At 59.2% G+C, this 23839-nt stretch carries 24 protein-coding genes and 2 pseudogenes; 21 read left to right on the top strand and 5 right to left on the bottom strand.

Going from position 1 to position 23839, the window contains the following annotated elements:
- Position 1: 1 nt before the first annotated feature.
- The 15 genes and pseudogenes from JHD73_RS12590 (at position 2) to JHD73_RS12525 (ending at position 15687) form a co-directional block, all read left to right on the top strand.
- On the top strand, positions 2-2656 hold the full coding sequence (locus JHD73_RS12590; RefSeq protein WP_199030609.1) for a hypothetical protein: 2655 nt from the start codon (positions 2-4) through the stop codon (positions 2654-2656).
- A complete protein-coding gene (locus JHD73_RS12585) occupies positions 2653-3513 on the top strand; it encodes a hypothetical protein (RefSeq protein ID WP_199030608.1) in 861 nt (286 codons plus the stop codon). Before JHD73_RS12590 ends, JHD73_RS12585 begins: the two co-directional genes overlap by 4 nt.
- A gap of 54 nt (positions 3514-3567) precedes the next feature.
- On the top strand, positions 3568-3843 hold the full coding sequence (locus JHD73_RS12580; protein ID WP_233176931.1) for a hypothetical protein: 276 nt from the start codon (positions 3568-3570) through the stop codon (positions 3841-3843).
- A 340-nt stretch (positions 3844-4183) separates the two neighbouring features.
- Positions 4184-4429: a hypothetical protein gene (locus JHD73_RS12575; protein ID WP_368735535.1), complete on the top strand. Its 246-nt coding sequence runs from the start codon at positions 4184-4186 to the stop codon at positions 4427-4429.
- 63 nt (positions 4430-4492) lie between these two features.
- Positions 4493-4582: pseudogene (locus JHD73_RS29740) on the top strand (DNA-binding response regulator); the annotation flags it as partial.
- Positions 4583-4723: 141 nt separating this feature from the next.
- Positions 4724-6253, top strand: a pseudogene (locus tag JHD73_RS12570) (DUF2345 domain-containing protein); the annotation flags it as partial.
- A gap of 18 nt (positions 6254-6271) precedes the next feature.
- The gene (locus JHD73_RS29110) at positions 6272-8509 is read left to right on the top strand and encodes a M23 family metallopeptidase (protein ID WP_233176930.1); all 2238 of its coding nucleotides are present in this window, start codon (positions 6272-6274) and stop codon (positions 8507-8509) included.
- Positions 8506-9195, top strand: a complete 690-nt coding sequence (locus JHD73_RS12560) for a hypothetical protein (RefSeq protein WP_199030607.1) — start codon at positions 8506-8508, stop codon at positions 9193-9195. The genes JHD73_RS29110 and JHD73_RS12560 overlap by 4 nt, the downstream gene beginning before the upstream one ends.
- A 556-nt stretch (positions 9196-9751) precedes the next feature.
- Positions 9752-10294 (top strand): hypothetical protein, encoded by a 543-nt coding sequence (locus JHD73_RS12555; protein ID WP_199030606.1) that lies wholly within the window; start codon positions 9752-9754, stop codon positions 10292-10294.
- Between the two features lie 172 nt (positions 10295-10466).
- A complete protein-coding gene (locus tag JHD73_RS12550; RefSeq protein WP_233176929.1) occupies positions 10467-10700 on the top strand; it encodes a hypothetical protein in 234 nt (77 codons plus the stop codon).
- A 151-nt stretch (positions 10701-10851) separates the two neighbouring features.
- Positions 10852-11292: a hypothetical protein gene (locus JHD73_RS12545; RefSeq protein ID WP_199030604.1), complete on the top strand. Its 441-nt coding sequence runs from the start codon at positions 10852-10854 to the stop codon at positions 11290-11292.
- Positions 11273-12700 (top strand): lysozyme inhibitor LprI family protein, encoded by a 1428-nt coding sequence (locus JHD73_RS12540; protein ID WP_368735534.1) that lies wholly within the window; start codon positions 11273-11275, stop codon positions 12698-12700. Before JHD73_RS12545 ends, JHD73_RS12540 begins: the two co-directional genes overlap by 20 nt.
- A 604-nt stretch (positions 12701-13304) precedes the next feature.
- Complete coding sequence (locus JHD73_RS12535; protein WP_233176928.1) at positions 13305-13502, top strand: hypothetical protein; 198 nt, start codon at positions 13305-13307, stop codon at positions 13500-13502.
- An 82-nt stretch (positions 13503-13584) separates the two neighbouring features.
- Positions 13585-14481: a winged helix-turn-helix domain-containing protein gene (locus tag JHD73_RS12530; protein ID WP_199030603.1), complete on the top strand. Its 897-nt coding sequence runs from the start codon at positions 13585-13587 to the stop codon at positions 14479-14481.
- Positions 14482-14565: 84 nt separating this feature from the next.
- Positions 14566-15687, top strand: a complete 1122-nt coding sequence (locus JHD73_RS12525; protein ID WP_199030602.1) for a beta-ketoacyl-ACP synthase III — start codon at positions 14566-14568, stop codon at positions 15685-15687.
- A gap of 18 nt (positions 15688-15705) precedes the next feature.
- Here the strand turns inward: JHD73_RS12525 and JHD73_RS12520 are convergent, their stop codons facing one another.
- From JHD73_RS12520 to JHD73_RS12510, 3 genes are all read right to left on the bottom strand, one after another.
- The gene (locus JHD73_RS12520; protein ID WP_199030601.1) at positions 15706-16812 is read right to left on the bottom strand and encodes a prolyl oligopeptidase family serine peptidase; all 1107 of its coding nucleotides are present in this window, start codon (positions 16810-16812) and stop codon (positions 15706-15708) included.
- A gap of 2 nt (positions 16813-16814) precedes the next feature.
- Positions 16815-17654 carry a GyrI-like domain-containing protein gene (locus JHD73_RS12515; protein WP_199030600.1) on the bottom strand — a complete coding sequence of 280 codons (840 nt, stop codon included), beginning with the start codon at positions 17652-17654 and terminating at the stop codon, positions 16815-16817.
- A 68-nt stretch (positions 17655-17722) separates the two neighbouring features.
- Positions 17723-18577: a LysR family transcriptional regulator gene (locus JHD73_RS12510; protein WP_199030599.1), complete on the bottom strand. Its 855-nt coding sequence runs from the start codon at positions 18575-18577 to the stop codon at positions 17723-17725.
- A gap of 110 nt (positions 18578-18687) precedes the next feature.
- Here JHD73_RS12510 and JHD73_RS12505 point away from each other — a divergent pair, with 110 nt between their 5' ends.
- Positions 18688-19080 (top strand): tautomerase family protein, encoded by a 393-nt coding sequence (locus tag JHD73_RS12505; protein WP_199030598.1) that lies wholly within the window; start codon positions 18688-18690, stop codon positions 19078-19080.
- A gap of 8 nt (positions 19081-19088) precedes the next feature.
- The gene (locus JHD73_RS29510) at positions 19089-19214 is read left to right on the top strand and encodes a hypothetical protein (protein WP_269848274.1); all 126 of its coding nucleotides are present in this window, start codon (positions 19089-19091) and stop codon (positions 19212-19214) included.
- On the opposite strand, the gene JHD73_RS12500 is transcribed toward JHD73_RS29510, so the two are convergent.
- Positions 19204-20163, bottom strand: coding sequence for an SRPBCC family protein (locus tag JHD73_RS12500; protein ID WP_199030597.1), 960 nt, complete (start codon positions 20161-20163; stop codon positions 19204-19206). The two genes, JHD73_RS29510 and JHD73_RS12500, sit on opposite strands and share 11 nt — an antisense overlap.
- Entirely contained in the window at positions 20147-20503 is a 357-nt protein-coding gene (locus JHD73_RS12495) for a helix-turn-helix transcriptional regulator (RefSeq protein WP_199030596.1), read from the bottom strand. The genes JHD73_RS12500 and JHD73_RS12495 overlap by 17 nt, the downstream gene beginning before the upstream one ends.
- Positions 20504-20611: 108 nt before the next feature.
- Between JHD73_RS12495 and JHD73_RS12490 the strand changes: the two genes are divergently transcribed.
- The 4 genes from JHD73_RS12490 (at position 20612) to JHD73_RS29620 (ending at position 23768) form a co-directional block, all read left to right on the top strand.
- A complete protein-coding gene (locus JHD73_RS12490) occupies positions 20612-21514 on the top strand; it encodes an alpha/beta hydrolase (RefSeq protein ID WP_233176927.1) in 903 nt (300 codons plus the stop codon).
- Positions 21511-21945: a MarR family winged helix-turn-helix transcriptional regulator gene (locus tag JHD73_RS12485; protein WP_199030595.1), complete on the top strand. Its 435-nt coding sequence runs from the start codon at positions 21511-21513 to the stop codon at positions 21943-21945. Before JHD73_RS12490 ends, JHD73_RS12485 begins: the two co-directional genes overlap by 4 nt.
- Positions 21942-22721, top strand: a complete 780-nt coding sequence (locus tag JHD73_RS12480; protein WP_199030594.1) for an enoyl-CoA hydratase — start codon at positions 21942-21944, stop codon at positions 22719-22721. Before JHD73_RS12485 ends, JHD73_RS12480 begins: the two co-directional genes overlap by 4 nt.
- Positions 22722-23087: 366 nt before the next feature.
- Positions 23088-23768 carry a TonB C-terminal domain-containing protein gene (locus JHD73_RS29620; protein WP_199030593.1) on the top strand — a complete coding sequence of 227 codons (681 nt, stop codon included), beginning with the start codon at positions 23088-23090 and terminating at the stop codon, positions 23766-23768.
- Positions 23769-23839: the final 71 nt, after the last annotated feature.

Here is a 23839-nt window from a genome sequence, read left to right as displayed (position 1 = left end):
TATGTTGATTTCGTACCCAATCCTGCCCCAAGGCAAGGAAGCCGGCGAAGTATTTGTCGGCCAGAAGGAGTGGAAACCTGCCGCTCTTCCCAAGAGCGATCAGTCGAAGAATCGCATGGAGAATCGCCCCGGCGAGCTTTCCGAGACTGAGGACGATGAGTTCGCAAAAGAACTCATCGACCAGCCCGCGCCAGTAAATGTGCCCAATCGGCCACTGAGCGAGACCGACGCCATTGCGATGGAGCAGCAGGCGATGCATGGCACCTATCCGATCAGCTTTGATCGGAGGTGGCATGGTGGAATTCATCTATCGATCAGCAATACTCTGCAAGCCATTCGTGCAGTGGCTGATGGCATTTTAGTGGCCGCGCTTTATCCCAAAGAGCCAATCAAGGACTCACATGGCTCCGCATGTGAACGCGGCTTTGTTTTGCTGAGGCATGATACAGAGATTGGCGCGAAGCTTATTCCTGCTGCGAATGGGCAAGAGGCCAAACTTGAACCTATCAAGTTCACATATTTCTCGTTGTACATGCATTTGGCGAGTGCAGAGGCCGAGAAGGCGACGGGAGTGCGTCGCGGCCCCAATGAAGATGATTTTGGCCGGCCACTGCGGACGATCGCCTCCGATCAATTGCTGACGTTCGCCGACCCGGCAAAAGCACCTCGCATCTATCGTCGTGAGATCATCGGTTATCCAGGGAAAATGTACGATGGAAGCCAGGTGCAAGTGGAAATCTTCACAACGGAAGAGCAGCTTAAGCAAATTCCCGATACAGAGAGCCTCGTCGCGCAGAAGAAATCGTCAGATAGATTGCCATGGGGTAAATTGTACTTCTACATTCCTGTCGGTACAGCGTTCGTAACTACTCCGAGCCGGGCCGCACACGGGTTTATTGGGAAAACAGACAAGACAATCGCAGCAGAGGTTGTTGGAAAAAAGAAGACGCCAACGGGGCAGTATTACGACAGCCGGGGATTAAATTCGGTTTTTTTCCCAGATAAGAAAGCTGGGGTGAATGCTGCTCCTCTAGTAGTTGAGATGTGGTATCACAAAGGTTCTCGATATTTTCGGGTTCTTAAGGAGGACGCTGGTCCAGCGGGAAAACGATACGTTCCACTAGTCAGCAACACCCAAGCCTTTGAGATGAAGGACTATGAGTACGATCTGTACCAGCGTGCAAAGCGGATGTACTCAGCGTGCATGAGCGCTGGCGCAGACCTTTTGCGCTTTGGCCGAATCGTTGGCGTAGATCAGGCGCAGTCGAATGCAGCCGATTGCTGGCTGGCAGTCCCGTTTGGGACGGGCACTGAAGACATTGGTTATGTAGATCTCGCCCAAGCAGCCATCCTAAAATTTTCCGATGCGGACTTTCCACACTTTAATGGCTGGCGGCGCGTCAAGGAAGAGCAGACAAACGTCGATGGTAAAGTTGATGTTGCTTACCTAACTAAGCTGTTAGCTGATGCAGACGCAAACCATGATGGACGAACGTCTGAAGATGAGATGGCGCAATATTTGACGAGCCATCCAGAGATCAGACAATGGCTTAGGCACTTGATTTGCAAAGCACCATCTGAGTGGGACGCTAGCCATAACGACAGCCGCTACTCCGATTTGAAGCAGAAAGGGCGTCCATTCTATGGCAAAGAAGCCGAATATCAGGCGTTCTTGTCGTTTGCTAAGAAATTCCAATTCTGGGATGACATCAAGGGGGCATTGGCAGGGCACGGAATCAACAGTTCCACGCTATGGTTCTTCCACCCCTTGCAGTTCGTCAAACAGTTCCGGAAAGCGAACTGGCTGACATTAGAAGAAATGACTCAGCTGACTCCGCTGAAACATGAGTGGACGGATGACAAACCTGGCACAAAACCTACTCCCGTGGTGACCCTCTGGTCGGACATGCGCGCAAGATTGATCAGCGGCAACAATGAACCTGGTCGCGGGCCAAGTACTGCCAAAACGTCGCCTCCTGATCTGTGGCGCAACTTGAACTGGACGTTTGTGAAGTACGGTATTGCCGATATTTCGCGCAAAGCACATTTCTGGGGGCAGATCTCACAGGAAACGGGATTGCTGACGGACGTGGTTGAAAATGGAGATAGACAATACTTTCTCGATCACGACTACGACAAGAAAAATGGAAACAGGAACGCCGACGACGCTGAGAACTTTAAGGGTCGGGGTTTGATTCAAATTACTGGACTGGAAAAGTATTCGGCCTATAGTGAATATAGAAAAACAAAGGATTATACGGTACCCCCAAATCAAGAGTTGATCGGAAATAACGCATTTGAAACTTGCGATTCGTCGGGCTGGTATTACAGCTTCTTCCGCCCGGCTACAATGCATGCTGCGGATGACGGGGTGACTCCTGCGGCCGTCAGAGGCGTAACACAAGCAGTCAATGGCGGTGTAAATCACATAACCAATCGTGGAACCTATTTCTCCCATGCTCTGCGTGCGCTCAACGATCAGGTGGAGCAACTTCAGCAATACAGCCCACTGAATCCGGATACATCGGCAGAGTACCAAGCAGAAGAGGCAGAGAAAAAGCGCAAGCAAGAAGAGGCCAAGAAAAAGAAGCAGGAAGAAGCGGCCAAGAAGAAACAAGAAGCCAACGCGGCCAAGAAGAAAGGGAAGAAAAAATGACACAGTGGCAGTGCACAATATCTTTCCTTGCAGCACTGTGCGCAAGCTATGCTTTTTGTGCGGAACAGGCCGCACCATCGAGATATAGCCCCAACAATCAAGATGAATCCATGGGGGTGGTGTCTCAGTGGATTGCTGAAGCCGAGCGTTTCAAAGAAGCCAAGCTTTCTTTAATTAAGAGTGGCAAAATCGTAATTGACCATAGGTCTTCGATTCCACGTCCTACTCATCTCGTCAACTTGCCCAGTGCAGAATGGACGTCGTTGAATGGCGAGGAGGCAAAACTATGTGGGTTCTATTTCGCCATCCCCCCGAACAGTGAGGGAGGCGGATGTGAGAAGAAGAGAGAGGTAAACGGACCGGCGGGGCAGGCTCCCGAGTGGAATTCAACCGTGCGCGATTCTTTCAATTGGGTCGCAGGGGTTAGCATTCCAATTCGAAAGAGGGGCGCCAAAGGGTACGCCTTTGATGAATATTTTTCTTACGCGAAATTTATTATTATTGACGACCAAAGTTTCGAGCAGCGCTTGTTGGAAAGCCCTCAAGTTGGTGCGGGAAAAACTGGGCTTTTCGCAAATAAAGAAATGTACCCAAATAAACTCTGGAATAGGCTCCCGCCCAACCTCGTTGTTGTTAAAAACAACGAAGGAACGCAGCTATTAGTTGCGCGAATAGACGGAATTGGAGATAGAGTTTCTGGGCGTCGCCCACTTTATTCAACGTGCATTTACTCAATTCATGGAAACAGCAGGCGATCTGCGGAAGCATTGACATGCTTTATGAATATTGATGGGTATAAAAATAATCCATATATCGAGCGGTATATGAAAATTCTTGATTCCATTAGAATGGATTGAATGACATGTTTCCTTGTGCTCATGTCAACAACAATTCAATTTTCTCAAATTTTCATGAAATACAAACTCGCCGCCGCCCTTCTCACCGCCATCTGGATGAACGCAGGCATCTGTGCCCAGCACGTTTCCACGTCTGAAGCCCCAGCCAACACTATTCATGCCAGCACAAAGAGCAAAGCACAAGCGAAGAAGCACGGCAAGAAAGCCTCCAAACTCGCACGCTCCCGCAAGAACAACGCAGCCCCAGCGCGCGATGCAGACGCCGACGTACTCGCACAGGTACTAGCCTCGGACAGCAAGAATCCCTTGTGGAGCAGGTCAGGCCAATAGTTGTGAAACGGTGGTCGGTCCGTGGTGATGGGCACGACTCTGCGATAATTCTGATTTTGGCCGACACCCCTGTCAGCCCAAGGCAATCATCGCTAGACTCTTGCTCATCCCTTTTCGTGCCATAGAGAAAGGGATCGAGGCGTGGAACCCTCGTGAACACCGGGCAAGAGTCGAGCATAGACCTTGCCCTCTGTCTGCTATGGCCTGGCTTCGTCTTCATGGGCGAGCCGGGCGAGCGCGGCTTCGGCCGCCCCGACTGGTGTTCATCGGTGTTCCACCTCGTCCGTGCTCGTCCACCCTCATTGCGGTGGCGCATAGTTTCGTTCAATGGAGACCGAGCGTGACCCATCCCATCCTTGATTCCCACCCCGAGGCCTACATCGCCCTGCGCATGGAAGCGCATGCGGAGTTGTTCGACAAACTCTCCAAGCTGCGCGCATTCCTCGGCATGCTGAACACCTATGGCCTAGAACATTTCTTTACGCTGGATGAAGTCCGCAAGGCGGAGTATCTCGGCACGTGTTCGACGTGGGCAGACGAAGCCTTTAAGGCTCTGACCGTGTGGGACGGGGCAAATAGCCAATAAGAAATGCATACATGAGCGCACCGGAGACAGAAGAGTGCCGCCAATATCATCGGGAGATTCGAAGTGGGTATTCAGATTTTGCTGGTCGAACAGGACCAAGCAGAACGGGAACAACTGCTGTCGTCTTTGCGAGACGAAGGCCATCTGATACAGCCGATAGGTGTGCAGCCAGAAACCGCAACGAACCCGGCTAAATTGCTGCCCTCCAACCGATCACCAATGAATCGCTCAGAGTCAGCCAAGAAGCAAGCAAGCTTGGCGGCCTGAATTTTGGTGGATACCACGGCCGCCTACCAGCTCTATGCAGCGCCCACCGCGCAGGGTGCGCATAGCGCCATCGTGGTTGGCCCCGACGGCCAGACTCAGGCGGGTGGCGATGGCGAACACCACACGACCCCCGCCGGCGAAATCCGCGTTCGCTTCCCATGGCAACAAGGTGAGCGCGCTGACGACCGCAGCACCCGTTGGGTGCGCGTCGCGCAGCGCCAGGCTGGTTCAGGCATGGGCTGGCAGTGGCTGCCACGCATCGGCCAGGAAGTGCTCGTCAAGTTCAGCGAAGATGATATCGACCAACCCGTCGTGATTGGCGCGCTGTACAACGGGCAGGGCGAGGCCGGTATCGCGCCCACGCCGGGTGGGCAAGGCGCATCTGGCCAGAGCGATGGCGCCGCACTTTACAAGCAAGGCAGCGACAGCGCCGCCAGTGCGCAAGGCAACGTGGCTGGTGGTCACAGCCCAGCGTGGCACGGCATGGGCACCGAAGCCGAAGGCCACCGCAATGCCGCCGCACACACCGGCTTCAAGAGCGCCGAACATGGCGGCAGCGGCTACAACCAACTCGTCTTTGACGACAGCGACGGCCAGTTGCGCACGCAGCTCGCCACCACGCAGCAGTACAGCCAGCTCAACCTGGGTCACCTCGTCCATCAGCAAGACAACAGGCGCGGCACCTTCCGTGGTCAGGGCTTCGAGTTGCGTACCGATGGGCACGCCGCCGTGCGTGGTCAGGCGGGTTTGCTGCTCACCACCTATCGGGATGCCGCCAGTGGCAAAGCGCTACCCACCGGCGACAACGCGGCGGGCATTGCGCTCATCAAGCAAGCCAAGGCGCTGACCGCATCGCTTGGGCAAGGTGCTGTCACGCACCAGACCGCGGCACTCGCTACCGCCAAGGATGACGACGCACCGCTGGGCAAGCAGGCCAAGGCTGCGGCAGGCATGGTCGACGGCAAGGCATTGGATGCCGCCAAGCAAGACGCCAGCGCCGGCAACACCGCCACGCAAGGCAAGGTGCCGCAGCAGGGCGAAGCCATGGCGCACCTTGCCGGCCGGGCTGGCCTGGTGATGGTGGCGGGGCAAGACTTGCAGTTCTCCAACGGCGAGAGCATCGCCCTGGGCAGCGGGCAGGACACCAACCTCGCCATTGGCAAGCAGGCGCGTATGCATGCCGGTCAGGCGATTGGCGTAGCGGCGGGTTTGTCCAAGGCCGGTGACAACAACATCGGGCTGCAGATCACCGCGGGGCAGGACAACATCGACGTGCAGGCCCAGCACGACGTGCTCAAGCTGATGGCCAAGCAGGACCTGAAGCTGGTGTCGGCCAACATGAACGTGGACTTTGCGGCGGCCAAGCGGATTCGCATTGCTACGGCGGGCGGGGCGTCGATCACGCTTGAGGGGGGGAACATTACCGTGGAGTGTGCTGGGCCGATTACGTATAAGGCGGCGCAGCGGACGTTTCAGGGGCCACAGGGCACGAGTTACAGCTTGCCGAACTTCCCGCAGTCTCCGTTCAACCTCAAGGGCGCGTTCCCGTTCTCCTGATTTTCTTGCCTAGCTTTCATGCTGATCAGCTACCCCATTCTGGAAACGCCGCAGGCGGACGATACTGAGGAAGCCGTGCTAGCTCGTATGCTGGCACGGGCAACAAGCCCTGCCGGGCAGTATCCGGCGAACACGATTGGGCAATACAAGGTGTGGCACGGTGGTTTGCATTTGGAGGCGACGAACGCCACCCCGATTCGTGCCATTGCCGACGGAACGATCGTCGCTTATCGACAGGCCTCAGCTAGTGAGCAGTACCAAGGCCAGCCGTATGACACCAGTTTTGTCTTGATCAAGCACGAGACTGAGAGCGGTGAGAACACGCCTGTTGTGTTCTATTCCCTATACATGCATCTGGCGTGCCGTACAGGCATGCCGGAGGATCAGGTCAGCAGCCTCATCCCGCTTTTCAAGCAGGCTGGTGCGATGGGCCCCGACGCCAAGTCGCCGCCGATGAGCACAGCGACGGAACGGGGGCTGGCGCGCGTTTATCGCAAGGATATTCTTGGCTACCCAGGTTTGCAGTACGGTCAGACGGATAGGCGTGTGCACTTTGAAATATTCACGACGGACGAGCATCTGCAGCACTTCTGGAAAGCCAATGCATCGGCTGCAGACCAGACTGCTAGTGTTGACTTTTATGGGGATGCGCATTTCGTTATCCCAGCCGGCAAAACTTTTGTGGCGCGGCACCCGAACGCGGTTCATCCTCACCGCATTCCCTTGGGCGGAGGCCAATTCTTTCCGCTCGACCTTGGTCAAGCCGGAACAAACAGCGACCAGTTGATCGTTAGCGTTCAGTTGGGCAGAGGTATGCGCACTACGACCACCTGTGTGAAACAAGGCGACACTTATGTGCAGCTGGGTACATCGGTGAAGCAGGTCAATTACGAATATGAATTGTTCCGGCTTGCCAGCGCTCTATATGCGGACTGTCCGAGCGCCGGCTTTGAATGGTTGCGCTTCGGGCGTATCTTGTCGAGTGATACAACAAACACGAATCAGAACTGGCAACTGGTGCGCTACAGCGATGGTGCGACTGGCTACATCGATCTGGCTCAAACCGACATCGTTGCGCTGTCAGATGCCGATTTCCCATATTGGCGAGGTTGGGAGAAGGTGGAGGAGGGGCAGATTGCTAGTCCGGATGATGCATTTGTGGATGATCCGCGTGCCTTGCAGCTTCTCGAAGACGTCAGCGATGCGGGGAAGCAGAAGTTGCGGCATCTGGTGGTCAAGCATCCGAGTGAATGGGATGCTGGGGATCTCGATGCCAGGTACGCAAAATTGCGGCAACCGGGAGAGCCCCTGGAGACCGAAGAAAGTTGGCAGGCTTTTGAGGCTCATGTCCAGAAACTGGCTTTTTGGGATAAGACGGGGGAACTGGAGCGGTCGGTGTGGCATTTGCACCCGCTTCAGTTTGTCTACCATTTTAGAAAATGCGGATGGTTGAGCTTGCGAGAGCAGGTTCAACTTTTGCCGCGCAGCTCGATGTCGGATGCGGGCGGCCAGATCTCTTGGGCGGAAAGCAAAAAGAGATTCACCGAGGGTAATAATAATACGGCCGGGAAATTTCCATCTGGGATATGGTTGGCGTTGAATCGCATGTCTAGGAAGTACGGAATTGACAGTAGTCTTAGAAAAGCGCATTTCCTTGGGCAGATATTTAAGGAGACCGGTGCCCTGCGTTCAACTAGCGAAAACGGAGATGATAATTATTTCAGAAAAATGTATGAAAACTATACTCCTGAAGATGCGGCATATGATTTTGATCACAAGCACAGCTGGCTTCAAACTCTTGGCTTCTTAAAGAATAGAGATCGCGCCACATACATTGCGCAACGCCCGGGTGAGGTTCATAACAAGGCCGTGGGGGGCGAAAATGTTCAGCTTGGCGATGGTCCTCGCTTCAGGGGGCGTGGCTTGATTCATCTCACTTGGCGAAAGGGCTATCGTCAATACCAGGAATATCGCCATCGAGATTTTACAACTGACCCGAACCCAGGGTTGTTGCAGTCTGATTCGGAGATTGCTGCGGATTCGGCGGGGTACTTTTGGGTTAAAACTCAAATTAACCGTAAGGCAGACCATGGTTCTAGCAACCAGGATGTCCAATCTTGCTTCGGCTCAGTTGGAGGGGCTGGTGGCTTGCCGGCGCGTCAACAGTTTTTCCGCTATGCGTATTTCATTTTGAATGACATGCCAACCATGCCGGTCGAGAGTGGCTTACGTCGCCAGGTGGAGGACCTCCAGTGATTCGTTGGATTGCATTTGTTTGTGCATTTCTCATTTGCGTAGGTGCCAACGCTCAATCGGCAGCGGATGCCGTAAAGATCAAGAGCGTAGCAACCAATGTCATGGATCCGGATGTTGAGCGGCAATGCGGGATGTCAATGCGTGTTCCGGATCTTAGATATGTATATGATCAGCCAATGGGCTTTGGGTGCACGGGATCGTATGAGAATGGTGGGCAGGCTGTTTTGGATATGGATATTCAATATGATCCGAATCAAAATTCTGGGGGGGCGCGTATCAGCTTTGTGATCGAGAATGTCGGTATCGATAAGAAAATCAGCGATGATGGTGATGGAATATTTTTCGCAAACGGAAGCGGTGCTCTTGCGTTACGGCGTGCGGCAGCGTATGGCGAGTCAAACTGTGGGCCGGTAACCGATACAAAGATCACGCCAATTCACGGGGCTAACTGGCACGGGTGGGTTGCAGAGGAGACATTTGGGAAAGTACGTCCGGGTTGCAAGCCATTGAGAGAGTTTACAAAGGCGTATCGCTGCGTTCATGTCATGGTAGGTAATGATGCAATGACAGCTCAGCTTACAGGTGTTTGCCTTCTGAGGAAGCGAGAGTTCAGTCTTGAGAATGGGTTAAGTTACGATCTATTTTTGAATATGATGAATTCTCTGCGATTTGTTGGGAAATTGTGATGATCAATTTCTACCGAACATTAATCGGCACGTACAACCCTACGTGGTGCAAAGCTAGCAGTAACTTCAATCACGACGGTAGATATAGTCGATGCGCAAATGAGTAGCGATGGACGCCTAAGCTGCCGAGCCTGCATGAGGTGTGCCGACTGACAAGGCCGCCGATATGTTCGAACGATGCAACGTCACCTTACTGCCGAACTGATCATCATGGTCGTTTTTGCAGTCGCCGCGCCCCAAGCGCAACAGGTCGGTGCGGCTGCGCCAGCCAAAGAGCATCGCACGGCATCAACGAAATCTGGAGCATGGACTTTGTATCCGATGGTGTTACGCGTGATATACCTCAAGGCTTTGAACGGAGGGAGGTGGAGTGAGCTATGCGAATGCATGGGTTCTGGCGATCGCTGGGCTCATCTTTCAAGCACCGTGCCTAAGTCAGTCATTGGTGACAGTGGGGAACGCCCCTGGAGAAGTTGCGACAGCGAGCGGCCCAAGCAAGTTTGCCGTGGACTTGGGAAAGTGTCGGTTTTCCATTGATCTTCTCCCTGGTCAACGCATGACGTTCAATGACCCGGATCTGGTTGTTTATTACTCCGGATCGAAGGAGGGCGGGGAGGCACATCTGCAACAGGCAGAGACGAGTTTTGGCGCTTCATGGAATTTTGAGAAGAAAGGGTCTCGTCAAGACAAGTGGCTGGGGATGATGTGTGAAAGCGCTGAGAATTTCTCAGCACAAACTTTGGGGCGGAAAGCGATCGAGGGGGCGGAAGTTAGTCCAGCTTTAAACGATGTGCGTGAGGGTAATGATTTGCGTTGCCCAGCAGATCTGAAAGATGGGAAGTGGATTCCAAGGCCAATTCTCAAAAAGGGCGAGAGTTATGTGTTCGCGGAGATATCCGGGGCGAATTGGGTTGGATTTTTGATTGGATATAAGGCATCGAAGAGTCGTAAGAAATTGGCTGCTTTGCGATTCTGCGCTTTGAGTGGTGATAATGTTCTGATGGGGGCTGCTGAGAACTCGGGGCGACCATTGGCGATCCCATTTGGTGCCATGGATGAGGTTGTAAAATCTTTGTCAACTATCCGATTTTCGAATTAATTTCAGTTGCCGAGAAAAGGTGTTGTGGGTTGACGTTGTTTTGCAAAAGGCGTCAGTTTGTGACCTTGCATCTTTACGAATCGTCGCAGGTTAAAAACTCTAGAAATCAATTAGTTTATCTCTTAGAACGATGCAATACAAAATCGCTGTGACCCTTCTCACCGCCGTCTGGATGAACGCCAGCATCGGCGCTCAACTGACCACGACATCACAAGCCTCTGCCAACCTAGCTCAAGTCAGCACAAAGGCCAAAGCTCAGGCGAAGAAGCACGGAAAGAAGCGCTCCAAGATCGTGCGCTCCCGCAAGAACAACACAGCGCCGGCGCGCGATGCCGATGCTGACGTGCTCGCGCAGGTGCTGGCCTCGGACAATAAGAGTCCGCTGTGGGCAAAGCCGCAGCAGTAAGGGTGTAGCAGGCGGTCACCGTGAGCGGTGTGGCGGCAGTAAAGGTCTCGCCTACAGATCACTGCGGGGCAGCACAACATCGACGTGCAGGCCCAGCACGATGTGCTCAAGCTGGTCGGTCTCGCAGATTCTGCCAACCATCGAGGTCGTCATGCAGTCGGCTAGCGGCCGGCACGGCAAGTTTCTGTTCGGAACCTGTGAAATGGTCGGCAACCAAGTCAATGCGTCCGAATGGCTCTATCGCATCAGAAACGGCAAGTATGAGCCTTTACTCGCCATCGACGATGGACCTTCCGGCGTGCTGGAAAGCAACTGCAATGGCATGCCGGACCTTCTCGCGGTGGCTCGGGTCAGCATGGGCGAGCACCAGCACACCTACATCGCTTCGATGGTACGGCGTACCAAACCGCGTACTCCTACAGCGCAATCGGCGTTGGAACGGATGGGAATGGCAACGACCTGGAGGTTGGACAAGGCGGGCCGGATACCAGGGGGGGTTGCCGTCAGGTGCCGGTCCTTGGCGCAAGCTGGCTCAAGAGCAGACAGCTACCTTCAGCGACGGAAATATCAACGTGAAACGCAACGACTATAAATTCCTATCCGCCCTGGCCCTGCTGGCCCTGCCGATGGCCGCTGCACAGCCCGCGTTTGCTGCTGGGCTGGATTGCAGCCGAGTTGAGGGCAGCACGCAAACCGCAATCTGCGCCGACGACACGTTGCACAGGCTAGATGGCAGACTGTCGTCGCTCTACGGCAAGCTCATTCGGGCGCAGCCCAGGCAACGCAGCGCCCTGCGCCAAGCCCAGTTGGGCTGGATGAAAATCCGAGACCAGTGCAACGCCGACGTGAACTGCCTGACCGGCAAATATCGAGAACGCATCGGTGAACTGCAAGCGCAGTTGTGTGTTGCCATTGCATATCAGCCGGACGCTATCGATCAGCAAGCGCTTGAGGATTTGCGGCAAGCCGTGGAAGCGATGCGGAAGACTGACTCCGAGTTCCCACTGGAAAAGGCGATCGACCAGTTCAGGATCAAGACAGAGATCACGGAATTCTCGAATGTGGGTGGCGAGGACGATAGCGTCTCGCACTTTCCCAAAAAGCGACCGAAGGGCGTGACGGAAGACGAGTGGCGCGCGCTGCAGGCTTCTAAGGTCGACGGCGGCGGCGAGAACGGTTCTGCGTCTTATACCTTGCTTCATATCGACGGCAACGCGGAGCGCGATCTGGCAATCCACTCCTATATTGGCGGGACAGGGCTGTTCACATACACGAGTGTCTTGCGTCGGCACGGCGGGAAGTTTGAAGGTGCCTACTTGTCCATGGCGGCAGAGGAAAGCCCAGTGGTGGTGGGCGATGATGCGGGCATGTCGTCCGTCCAAGACGCTCTCTACTCTGAGAATGCGCGAGGCAGCAATCAGTCGGCGAACTGGATCAGCTTGCGCGGGCGCACCTACGTTGCTTACCGAAACAGTCGCTATGGAGAAGACAACGTCTATCTGTTGCGGCCACTCTCGATTGTCGGGACGGTGCCGAAACTGACGATTCACTATCGCTATCGGCTGACGGTGCCGAGGGTTCAGAGGGCCGAAGGCGAACGCGCGGCAACCATGCTGGACAAGCCGCTGGCTACAGCGCTGACGCAGGCGCTTCGCGGTGTCGATAAGGAGAAGGCACACGATGCCGGATCGGAACAGGAGCCCCTCTGTCCTATTCCGGCAGGCGTGACGGACACGGGGAGCTACTTCGGTTTTGGCCCGGGTCACTACAGCTATGAGATTGTCGGGGACATACCGATCTGGGTTGGCTCCCAGTGCCACGTCGGGCAGGTCATCAACTGGTTCGGGCGATATTCCGCCAAGGATGGGCTATTTGCCCAACTTTGGATGCGTAAGCCCGGCGATGTCGACAAGCAGAAAACCTACATCGTGCGCGGGGTGCGAACAGCGATCCGGATTGATACCGCGCTCGCCTCAGTTGCCCAGGACATCGGGCAGTAGCATGGGCAATTCGCGGCGTTGACCGCTCGCGGCCTGAACCCTAATCCGGCATGTGGAGCGCCCCGCAGTATCAGCGCGCATGATGGCGCTGGCCCTCAACCCAACCAACCCTTCAACCAGCTCAGCATGAACAAGAATGCGATGCCCCGTCGGTATTCCGGCGTGGCTGCGGTGATTGGAGGGTTGAGCGCCGTGACCAGCGTGGTTGGCTGTGGCCTAGGTGTGGTGCTGGGAGGGGAGCCGAACAACCCAGTCTGCGATAATTCTGATTTTGGCTAGGCAGCCTTGTAGGCTCCAGCCATTCATCGCTGGACTCTTGCCCATCCCTTTCGGTGCCATAGAGAAAGGGATCGAGGCGTGGAACCCTCGTGAGTAACGGGCAAGAGTCGAGCATAGACTCTTGTCCTCATTTGCTATGGCCTGGCTTCGTCTCTATGGGCGAGCCGGGCGAGAGCGGCTTCGGCCGCCCCGACTGGTATGCATCGGTGTTCCACCTCGTCCGTGCTCGCCCACCCTCATTTGCGGTGGCGCGCAGTTCTCGTTCAAAGGAGACCGAGCGTGACCTATCCCATCTCTGATCTGCATTCCGATTTCGTACATTGCATTGCGCCTGGATGCGCATGCCGAACTGTTCGACAAGCTTTCCAAGCTCCGCTCGTTCCTGGCCATGCTGCACACCTACGGTCTGGAACACTTCTTTACCCTGGATGAAGCCCGCAAGGCCGAATATCTCGGCACGTGCTTGGCGTGGGCAGACGAAGCATTCAATGCGCTGACAGTGTGGGATGGGGCGAACAGCTAGCTCGCCCATGCGCTGTCTTCGAGGCGTCCATCGCTGCCAACGCCAAAGCCTGTCGAAACTGGTTAGTGGGGAGACTTAAAGCGTGGGTAAGCAGATATTGCTGGTCGAACAAGACCAAGCGGAGCGGGAACGACTGTTGTTGTCCCTGCGTGGCGTTGGACATGTTGTGCAACGGGTTGACAGTGTTGACCGGGCATCGGCCACCGCTTATGCAGCTTCGCTCGATTTGCTGGTGATCGATTGGGCACAACCGAAGAGCAAACTGATCGATACGTTGCAAGCGTTGCGTACCAGCAAGCATATGTGCAGCCTGCCGGTCATCGTGCTCTCGCACTTTGACGATAACCACACCAAGATCGCGGCGCTCGATGCGGGCGCTGACGACTACATGGTCAAGCCTTGTGACATGGGTGAGCTGCAAGCCCGCATTCGTGCTGTCTTGCGTCGTCGCATGCCAAAACCACCGGCCGATGAAATCCAGCAGGTCCATGGGCTGCAGCTTGACTCACTCACGCTTGGCGTGAGCGCACAAACTGAGGCAGGGATGCGGTCGATCTCGCTCAGTCCGTTGGAATTCCGCCTGTTGCACTTTCTGGTGATGCACCCGAACCGCGTGCATTCCCGCGCGCAACTGCTCGATCGAGTCTGGGGTGAGCACATCTTCATCGGTGAGCGGACGGTCGACGTACACGTGCGCAAGTTGCGTGCGGCACTGGCTGGCACCGCTTGCGATGGTCTGATCGAGACAGTTCGCGGTGGCGGTTATCGCTTGGTGGCGGATGCTGATGCTGGACACGAGGTGCAGCCGAAGCAGGTCATTGGCGTGCAAGCAGAAGTCATCATGGACCAGCCTGAGTTGCGGCAGGCCACTAGGTCTGTGCCTTACGCGGTGAATGAGGCCGTGCGGAAGGCTGCGGCGACTCGCTGGGGCAAACCTAGCCGTAAAGCGGCTACGGGAGCACGTCGCCGCTTGGACTAGATGTAAACGACAACACCCCAGCCCGGCCCACCCCCCACCCAATGTGCTATCGTCCCCGCCACACAAATTTCACAAACACCGGGTATGCACGACGTTGTTATCAGCGGCACGGGCCTGTGGGTCGCGCCGGAGGTCATCACTAACGAGGAGCTGGTCGCTTCCTATAACGCCTACGCACAGCGCTACAACGCTGAGCACGCAGCGGCCATTGCTGCGGGCGAACTGGCACCGTTGTCGGAATCGTCGGCGGAATTCATCGAGAAGGCTTCGGGCATCCGCCAGCGCTATGTGATCGAAAAGACCGGCGTGCTGGACCCGGCGCGCATGCGTCCGCACCTGACGCAACGCCCGGATGATGCGCTGTCCTTGCAGGCCGAGATCGGTGTGGCGGCCGCGCGCGAGGCCCTGGCAGCTGCCGGCCGCGACGCTGCCGACGTCGACATGTTGCTCTGCGCAACCTCCAACTTCCAGCGTCCGTATCCGGCCCTGGGCGTCGAAATTCAGAACGGCATCGGCGCGGGCGGTTATGCGTTCGACATGAACGTTGCGTGCTCGTCAGCCACCTTTGGGCTGGAGCAGGCCATCAATGCCGTGCGTAGCGGCACCGCGCGTGCCGCGCTGGTGGTGAGCCCCGAGATCACCTCTGGCCACCTGGACTGGAAAGACCGCGACTGCCACTTCATTTTCGGTGATGTATGTACGGCCGTGCTGGTGGAGCGCGCAGATGAGACCCGCTCGACCGACGCCTGGCGTGTGCTGGGCACCAAGTGTGCGACCAGCTTCTCGAACAACATCCGCAACAACGCCGGCTATCTCTCGCGCAGCGAAGACCGCAATCCGGACGACCGCGACCAGCTCTTCCGCCAGGAAGGCCGCAAGGTGTTCAAGGAAGTCTGCCCGATGGCGGCCGAGCATATCGCCGGCCATCTGCAGCAACTGGGGCACACGCCGGCGGATGTGCGCCGTTTCTGGCTGCATCAGGCCAACCTGGCGATGAATCAGTTGATCGGCAAGCGTCTGCTGGGACACGACGCCTCGGCGGACGAAGCGCCGGTCATTCTGGATGAGTTTGCCAATACGGCGTCGGCAGGTTCGATCATTGCGTTCCACCGCCATCGCACCGACATGAAGTCGGGGGACCTGGGTCTGATCTGCTCGTTTGGTGCGGGCTATTCGATCGGCAGCGTGGCCCTTCAGAAGCAATAAGCAGCCTGCGGGTGGCGCTCAGGTCTTGGCCGGCAGCGTCGCCCGGAAGAACTCCAGCGCACGGTGCACGGCCTGCGCATGCACATCATCACGGTCCACGCCTGGGTTGTCCTGGCAGAGCCACGCCGGCAGATGCGCTGCCGCGCCCGGCACGCAGGTGTCGATGAAGGTGTAGTGCGAGGCGCCCGGCACCAGCAGCAGATCCGCCTTGGGCAGCAGCCCGGCGATGCGGCGCACATTGGTTTCCACGGGGACTGTCACATCGGCATCACCAGCCATCAGTGAGATGGGGACAGTGATGTTGCCAAGCGAGTTCGGGTCCATCGCCATGCCCAGCGCCGGCGCGATGGCGAAGACCGCCTTGATGCGTTCGTCCCGGTAGGACGCTCCCGAGCGTGCAATCGAGGCCTCTGTTTGCGGCGTCTTCGATGCGGTGGGCTGCGGGCCAGTCTCTACGCGGCGCATCTCCGGTGGGTGGCAGATCGCATCGGCCTGCGGCGAACCGCAGAACGCCATGAGCGCCGCGAAGTTGGTCCGTGCGCCTGCCAGCTCCAGCACCGTATAGCCCCCCAACGAAAACCCTATTGCGCCGATCCGGTCGCGGTCGACATGTGCGCCAAGTGCCGCGTCGGCCAGCACGCCATCGATGACTTCGCTCACATCCGTTGCGCGTTCCCACCAGAGCATGAAACCGTCGTGCGTGAGTGGCTCCAATGCGTTGTTACCGGGGTGGTTCGTGCCCGCGACGATGTAGCCTTGCGCGGCCAGAGCGGCAGCCAGCCAGTCGAGGCTGTCTGCGGTGCCCCCCGTGCCATGCGAGAGCACGAGTAGCGGGTAGGTGTTTTGCGTACCCGCAAGCGGTGCGTCATGGGCAGCAGGGTGTGCGCGAAACAACGGGTGGCCCGGCTCGCCGATGTCGCGCGGCGTTTCAGGAACAGAAGCCTCCACTGGATACCAGATGTTGGTGACGAGCGCTTCGGTGCGTGCGCCACGCCAATGCCGTTCGACTTGTGGATGGAATACGCGGGAGGTTTCGCCCACGTGATAGGGCGCAGCGGGCTCGGCTGCACAGGCAGCGCTCACGACAAAGACCGCCATGGCGGCGGTCAGGCAACGACGCAGCATCTTTACTCCTTGCGGATGGGGATCATCAGGTCAGTCACGCAGGCGCGCGGCAGGTGTTGGCGCGCACTGCTGCGATACAGCTCCAGCGTGGGGCGGTCGTCCGGCTCGAAGCCGTAGCTGGGCAGGCTGCGGCCGTAGAGTACCTGCATGGTGGGGGCGATCAGCGCATAGGGGCCGATGAGCCGGTGTGAGGCATAGATGCCGCCTTCAACGCGTACCGGCTGCAGGCCGTTTGTGATCGCGCGTGGTGCATCCAGGATGACGCCGGCAAAGTACTCAAACGAGCCGGGCGTTTCCGGATCGCCATAGCAGATGCCGATGCGATCAGGCGCATCCGGCGACGTGCTCTCGATGCCAAGCGCCTCCCACAGCGCGATGAAGGTCTGGCGGATGGTCGCGATCGGGCCTTCGTGCCGCAGACACAGCGCGCTCAGGGGCGGCTGCTCGACCAGTTCGAGCGGCGGCAGACCCGTGGCCTCCGTGGTCGGTACGGCTAATTCTTGCTGCCGGGTTTGAAAGGCGCGCGGGCTGATGCCCGTGAATTCACGAAAGGCACGGGCAAATGCCTGTGGGCTGCCATAGCCGACATTGAGCGCGACGTCGGTGACGGAATCCTCCGCTCCGGTCAGGCGCTGGGCCGCCTGCGCCAGCCGCACGCGCTGTACCGTCTCGAACACACCCTCACCTGTGAGCGCGCGGTAGATGCGGTGGAAATGAAATGGCGACAGGTGTGCGACCTCCGCCAGGCTCAGCACGGTGTGCGGGGCGGCGGGATCCGCCAGGATCGCCTCGATTACGCGGGCGATGCGGCGGTGGTAGTCGCGAATGGTGCGGGGTTTCATGCCGGAAAGCATAGCCGCCCGAAGGGCGCCGCGTGGTGCAGCGATTGCGCAAATGTGCGCCTGCCGCGTTATCGCCCGGCCGTTGCGCGCAGGGTGGTGGAAAAGGTGCGCAGCGCCTTTCTTGCCACCGGATCGGCCACCCGAGAATGCAGCACCACGCTGCGCGGTGGCAGCGGCGGCAGGCCGAGCGATTCGCCCACGTCGATGGTGCCGGGCGGTGCTACGCGCCGGCTGAGCGCGGCCACGGCCAACCCGGCAGCGACGGCTGCGCCGATCGTGCCCACGCCGCCGCCGACAAACACTTCCTGCCACGCAATGCCCGCCGCATCCAGTACGGTGACGGCCATCTCCCGCACGCGGCACGGTTCGGCCTGGGTGGCAAGGTAGAGCGGTTCTCCGCTGCGGTGTTCGAAGTCGGGGGCGGCCATCCAGCCGAAGGGCTCTTCCATGAGGACTTCGCCATCGGTGCGGCGGCTGTCGTGGCGCAGGATCACGGCCGCATCCAGTGCGCCGTCTTCAAATGCGTCGAGGATTTCCCGCGAGCTGTCGATGCGGATTTCCAGCGTCAGGGTAGGTTCGGCCCGACGCATCTGGCGCAGCAGGCGCGGCAATTCTGCGCCGACGATGTGGTGGCTCATGCCGACTGACAGCCGGCGCCGCTCCACCCCGAACGAGCCGATCGCACCTTCATGCGCGGCCACCAGATCACGTGCCGGCCCGAGAAAGGCGCTGCCGTCCTGTGACAGCCGCACCAGCCGTGGCGTGCGCTCCAGCAGGCGGCGGCCCAGTGCATCTTCCAGCCGCTTGATCTTCAGGCTCACGGCGGATTGCGTGGAATCCATTGCCTCAGCGGCACGCGTGAAGCTCTTCAGGTCGGCGGTCAACACGAAGGCTTGGACGGCCTCCAGATCGAGCATCTTCATGATTCAATCATTTTGAAATCGAATGATTGAAATATCTTAGGATGTCTTTTTGAAATGAACAACCCGAGGCATGCTGTGAGCACGGTTCATCACCAAACACGGAGTCCACCATGCCTCTCGTTCAAGTGTCATTGCGGCGCGGCAAGCCAGCCGCCTACCACCAGGCCATTTTCGACGGCGTCTATCGCGCCATGCGCGAGACCTTCAACGTGCCGGAAGACGATCGCTTCATGGCGATCACCGAGCACGACGCCAGCACCTTCAGCGTCAGCCCCACGTACTTCGGTATCGCGCGCAGCGACGATGCGATTCTTCTCCAGCTCACCGTCAGCAACACGCGCACGCGCGAGCAAAAGCAGGCGCTCTACCGCCGCATCGTCGAGGTGCTGCAAGAGAGCCCTGGCCTACGGCCCGAAGACGTGTTTATCAACCTGGTGGAAGTGCTGCCCGAGAACTGGTCGTTCGGCCACGGCATCGCGCAGTACGTGGCGGACAAGAGCTGAGGCGCGTCATGACCACGCGTCAAGTCCTGTTCGCCTATGTGGGTGGCGTGCTGTGGGGCATGACGCTCATCGTCGGCGCGGCGATCACCCTGGCGACCGTCGCGCGCGACGTGCTGCGTATGCTCAGTCCTTGAGCGAGTCGCCCAGCATGTCCAGCAGGAACTGCGAGCCGCGCTCGCGCGAACCGGCATCGTCATAGCCGTCAAGGAAGGCGCCTTGTTCGGTCATGACGAGGTGCGTGCCGCCCGAGCCATCCTTGGCCGGGCGCAGTTCCAGCGTGGCGAGCGAGGCGGAGATCTTGCGATCATCGAGGTGCATCACGTACGAGTAGACGACGCGCTCGTCGGGGATCACGTCGTGATACGTCGCCTCGAAGCTCGACACCACACCGCTGTCCCATCGCCCTTTGACGACTTCACGGCCGCCGGGGGTAGCATCCATTTCGCGCACCAGCAGGGTGTAGCCGTTGCCGCCGGCAAACCACTTGGCCTTGGCGGCCGGGTCCGTCAGCGCTTTGAACACGCGTGAGCGCGGTGCATCGTACGTGCGCTCGACGGTGAAGGTGGCATGCACGACCGAGCGCTTGATGCCATCGGCCAGCGGCACACGTGCGGCTTCGCGCTCCAGCTTGTCCAGCGTTTGCTTCCAGCCTTCTGGCGCGCCCTTGATCATCATCTCGGCAATCGGGGCGAGCGGCGTGTGGGTTTGCGTGACTTCCATGCGCGTGCCACCGCATTCTTCGGCGAAGGTGACGACGGTGTGGGCGTTCATCAGCGGGCGGTTGTCGCCGTCCACTACGTTCATGTCGATCACCAGGCGCGCGTTGGGCACGATCTCGACAAAGTGGCCGCGCGACCAGTGGTCTTGCCCTTCGGGCGAGCGCATGCACACGTCAAACTTGCCGCCCACGCGAAACTCGACCGTCGCGTCCGGCACGGTGTAGTGCGTCGGGCAGAACCAGCGTTTGATGTGTTCAGCGGTGCTCCACGCCGTGAAGACCCAGTCGCGCGATACAGGAAAGGTGCGCGAGATCACGAGCGGGCGCAGGGTCGTGGCGGTGGGGCTGTCAATGGTCGTCGTCATGCGGGTCTCCTTGGGTTTTGAGGGTTTCCAGATAGGCGCCGAGACGGTCGAAGTGTTGTTCCCACTCCAGGCGCCGTTGGTTGATCCACTGCTCTGCCAGGCTCAGGGCTCCGGGTTCGATGCGGCAGGTGCGCACGCGGCCCACCTTTTCCGATCGCACGAGACCGGAGTTCTCCAGCACCGACAAGTGCTGCATGACAGCCGGCAACGAGATATCGAGCGGCTGTGCAAGCTCGCTGACAGAAGCCGGGCCGCGCACGAGCTGAACCAGCATCGCGCGCCGGTTGCCGTCTGCCAGCGCCTGGAAGGCGAGATCGAGAGAAGTGTCATGGTTAAGCATGTTGTTAACTATAGCGACTCTGAATAGTTAAGCAAGTACTTTATCTTTTGGTGGTTGACACACCCATTTAGTTCGCATACAAAGTAAATAACTTCGCATGCGAACTAAATGAATACGATGGACAGCACGCCGCAAACCATTCCCGCCACGGACGGCTACCCCCTGGGCGCCACGTTCTGGGCAGCTGCCGGCACGCCGCAGGGCGTGGTCGTCATGCACCCGGCCACAGGGGTGCCGCAACGCATCTATCAGGCCTTTGCGCAGTTCCTGGCCGCACGTGGCTTCCACGCCATTACGTACGACTACCGCGGCATCGGCGCATCCCGGCCGAAGACCTTGCGCGGTTTCGCTGCGCGCATGCGCGACTGGATGCTGCTCGATGCGGAAGGCGTGACGCGCTGGGCGCGGGCGGAGTATCCAGACCTGCCGCAACTGGCGGTCGGGCACTCGGTGGGTGGCCATGGTATTGGCATGTGCGGTGCGGGCTGGGGTCTGGCAGGCGCGGTGCTGGTGGCCTGCCACACGGGCAACTCGCGCTTCATCCGCCAGCGGGGTGAGCGCTGGCGTGTCGAGCTGATCCTGCGCGGTGTCGGCCCGGCACTGGCGCGGCTGATGGGCTACGTGCCCGGCAAACGCATGGGACTGGGCGAAGATCTGCCGGGCGGCGTTGCCATTGAATGGGGCGCGTGGGCCGGCATGCAGCGCTACTTTTTCGATGATCCGACACTCGGTGCCGTCGAGCGCTTCAACCGCGTGACGAACCCGGTGCTCGTCTACGGCTTTGACGACGATCCTTGGGCCACGCCGCCTGCCATCAACGCGTTGACGCAGCACTTCACCAACACCTGGGTCGAGCGTCGCCAGATCGCACGGGCAGAGGCGGGCGGCGCCGTCGGACACATGGGCTTCTTCCGCCCGAAGTTTGTCGACACGCTCTGGCCCGGTCTGGCCGATTGGCTTGCCGCACAGGCAGCGGCCGCACGTGTGCCTGACGCCGCGGAGGCCGCATGACGGCACCCGATCGCCGCCTTGTTTATCTGATCAACGTCGGGCAACGCCGCCTGCAGCGATGGATTCAAACGCGCACCGGCGAGGGCGTGACCGCTGCGCAATCCGGCCTGCTGTTCTTCTTGGATAAGAACGACGGCGCGCTGATGCGCGAAGCCGGCGCTGCGCTCGACCTCGGCCCTTCCGCCATGAGCGGCCTCGTGGATCGCTCCGCCGACGCCGGCCTCATCGAGCGCCGCGCCGACGCCAAGGATGGCCGCGCCTGGCAACTCTGGTTGACCCCCGCCGGCCGGGCTGCATTGGCCGAAACGCGCGGCGGCCTGACCGAACTGAACGCACGCCTGACCGAAGGTTTTACCGACGCCGAGATCGACGTCGTCGCACGCTGGCTGGCCAGCCTGCAAACCAAGTTCCCCACAGGAGACGAGCAATGAGTGAACACATCCAGAGCAACAACGCCGATGGCGTGCTGACGCTCACCCTGGCACGCGCCGACAAGAAGAACGCCATCACCGATGCCATGTACGGCGCGCTGGCCGATGCGCTGGACGCTGCCGAGCACGACAACACCGTGCGCGTGGTACTGCTGCGCGCTGAGGGCGACATGTTCTCGGCCGGCAACGACATCGGCGAATTCGCTTCCGTGGCGATGGCCGGCGGCGGTAACGGCGGCGTGCGCAACGTTATCCGCTTCATCCATGCACTGGCGCGCGCCACGCGCCCGCTGGTGGCAGCGGTGCAGGGACGTGCGGTTGGCATTGGCACCACCATGCTGCTGCATTGCGACTTCGTGCTGCTGGCGGAGAACGCGCAGCTCTCCACGCCGTTCGTCAACTTGGCGCTGGTGCCGGAAGCGGCATCGAGCCTGCTGATGCCTGCGCGCCTGGGCCACGTGCGCGCGTTCGAGATGTTTGCGCTGGGTGATGCGGTGAGCGCGCAATCCGCGCTCGCGTGGGGTTTGGCGAACCGGGTGGTGCCGCTCGACAAGCTCGGCGATGAAGCACAGGCGATCGCGCAGCGTCTGGCACGTCAGCCGCTGGGTGCACTGACCGAAACCAAGCGTTTGATGCGTGATGCCGAGTTGCTCACCCAGCAGATGGATGCGGAGAGTGCCTGCTTTGCCAAGCGGCTGCAATCTCCCGAGGCGCATGAAGCGTTCCGGGCGTTCGTCGATCGGCGGCCGCCCAATTTCAACGCCGTGGCGCACTGAGCGCGGCGGTGTCTCCTTCGGCGGCCCTGGTCTGGCCGCCTTTTTTCTTTCCGGATGGCCCGATCGACCACGCCGCGGCAGTGGTCTCCCCACGCACCCCCAGCCCGCATGGGGGCGATTCAAACGCCTGAGCGTGCACTTGCTCTGCACCCCCTCCAACGGGTGCTGTAACAGAACAGTCACGTTGCATTACTACCCTACGCGCTTACTTCACACTTGCGCGTTGTGAAACACGCCCGCACACCGGGCGATGTAGCACGCGTCTCTCACTGACCGGGTATGGCTGGAAACGTCGCATCGGGTGGTGCGCGGCGGATACTGCCTTGGTGCATCGCGATGATCGGCGTCTGCGTTTTCCATCCTGCCGTGTCTGCCGACCCTGTCGAGCCGGAGCCGGCCGTCATTGCCGGAGCGCCGCCTCTGGATGTCGAGCGCTGGTTCGATATCGAGCCGCAGCCGCTGCAGCGTGCGCTGGAGCACTACAGCGCCGTCACCGGCATGTCCTTGCTGTATGACAGCGCGTTGACGGCGGGCCGTGCTGCGCCTGCCGTGCGCGGCGCCATGACGCCGCATATGGCGTTGCTGCGCTTGCTGGAGGGCAGTGGCCTGGCCCCGCGCTACACCGGTGCCGACACGCTGGTGCTGTTGCCCGTGCGCGCCCAGGCCAGCGCGGAGGCAAACGATACCGATACCGCCAACCAGCCCGCGCAACGCCGGTACTACGGCCTGATCCAGCATCGGATACGCGATGCGTTCTGCGCGAACCCAATCCTTGCCCAAGGCCGGCATCGCATCGCATTGCGCTTGTGGGTGGATGCGCAGGGCAGCATTGGCCCGGTGCATTTGCTCGATTCCACCGGCGATGCGGTGCTCGATCGGCTGGTGGTGAACGCGCTGCAGGGCGTGTCGGTAGGCGAGGCCGTGCCGGCGTCTGTAGCACAGCCATTCACCTTTGTTGTGATGCCGCGTGCATCGGGGCAGAGCTGGGGCTGTGTTGCGCCGGCCGTGTCGGTCTCCGTCATTTCAGCGGGGGGGCGTCATGGCTGACGGCGGCCGCGCCGTATTGCGCGATTTTCTGGTGGAGCGCTACAGCCACCTGAAATACCTGCTCTCTCGCC

Source organism: Ralstonia sp. ASV6 (genome assembly GCF_016429285.1).
Taxonomy (GTDB): domain Bacteria; phylum Pseudomonadota; class Gammaproteobacteria; order Burkholderiales; family Burkholderiaceae; genus Ralstonia; species Ralstonia flaminis.
This window is presented reverse-complemented; position numbering and strand designations above follow the sequence as displayed.

What these genes read in the sequence shown, in the direction of transcription:
- JHD73_RS12590 (WP_199030609.1), top strand. Translation starts at nt 2, where the DNA reads ATGTTGATTTCGTACCCAATCCTGCCCCAAGGCAAGGAAGCCGGCGAA.
- JHD73_RS12585 (WP_199030608.1), top strand. Translation starts at nt 2,653, where the DNA reads ATGACACAGTGGCAGTGCACAATATCTTTCCTTGCAGCACTGTGCGCA.
- JHD73_RS12580 (WP_233176931.1), top strand. Translation starts at nt 3,568, where the DNA reads ATGAAATACAAACTCGCCGCCGCCCTTCTCACCGCCATCTGGATGAAC.
- JHD73_RS29110 (WP_233176930.1), top strand. Translation starts at nt 6,272, where the DNA reads ATGCTGATCAGCTACCCCATTCTGGAAACGCCGCAGGCGGACGATACT.
- JHD73_RS12555 (WP_199030606.1), top strand. Translation starts at nt 9,752, where the DNA reads ATGACGTTCAATGACCCGGATCTGGTTGTTTATTACTCCGGATCGAAG.
- JHD73_RS12550 (WP_233176929.1), top strand. Translation starts at nt 10,467, where the DNA reads ATGAACGCCAGCATCGGCGCTCAACTGACCACGACATCACAAGCCTCT.
- JHD73_RS12545 (WP_199030604.1), top strand. Translation starts at nt 10,852, where the DNA reads ATGCAGTCGGCTAGCGGCCGGCACGGCAAGTTTCTGTTCGGAACCTGT.
- JHD73_RS12525 (WP_199030602.1), top strand. Translation starts at nt 14,566, where the DNA reads ATGCACGACGTTGTTATCAGCGGCACGGGCCTGTGGGTCGCGCCGGAG.
- JHD73_RS12520 (WP_199030601.1), bottom strand. Translation starts at nt 16,812, where the DNA reads ATGCTGCGTCGTTGCCTGACCGCCGCCATGGCGGTCTTTGTCGTGAGC.
- JHD73_RS12515 (WP_199030600.1), bottom strand. Translation starts at nt 17,654, where the DNA reads ATGAAACCCCGCACCATTCGCGACTACCACCGCCGCATCGCCCGCGTA.
- JHD73_RS12510 (WP_199030599.1), bottom strand. Translation starts at nt 18,577, where the DNA reads ATGAAGATGCTCGATCTGGAGGCCGTCCAAGCCTTCGTGTTGACCGCC.
- JHD73_RS12505 (WP_199030598.1), top strand. Translation starts at nt 18,688, where the DNA reads ATGCCTCTCGTTCAAGTGTCATTGCGGCGCGGCAAGCCAGCCGCCTAC.
- JHD73_RS29510 (WP_269848274.1), top strand. Translation starts at nt 19,089, where the DNA reads ATGACCACGCGTCAAGTCCTGTTCGCCTATGTGGGTGGCGTGCTGTGG.
- JHD73_RS12500 (WP_199030597.1), bottom strand. Translation starts at nt 20,163, where the DNA reads ATGACGACGACCATTGACAGCCCCACCGCCACGACCCTGCGCCCGCTC.
- JHD73_RS12495 (WP_199030596.1), bottom strand. Translation starts at nt 20,503, where the DNA reads ATGCTTAACCATGACACTTCTCTCGATCTCGCCTTCCAGGCGCTGGCA.
- JHD73_RS12490 (WP_233176927.1), top strand. Translation starts at nt 20,612, where the DNA reads ATGAATACGATGGACAGCACGCCGCAAACCATTCCCGCCACGGACGGC.
- JHD73_RS12485 (WP_199030595.1), top strand. Translation starts at nt 21,511, where the DNA reads ATGACGGCACCCGATCGCCGCCTTGTTTATCTGATCAACGTCGGGCAA.
- JHD73_RS12480 (WP_199030594.1), top strand. Translation starts at nt 21,942, where the DNA reads ATGAGTGAACACATCCAGAGCAACAACGCCGATGGCGTGCTGACGCTC.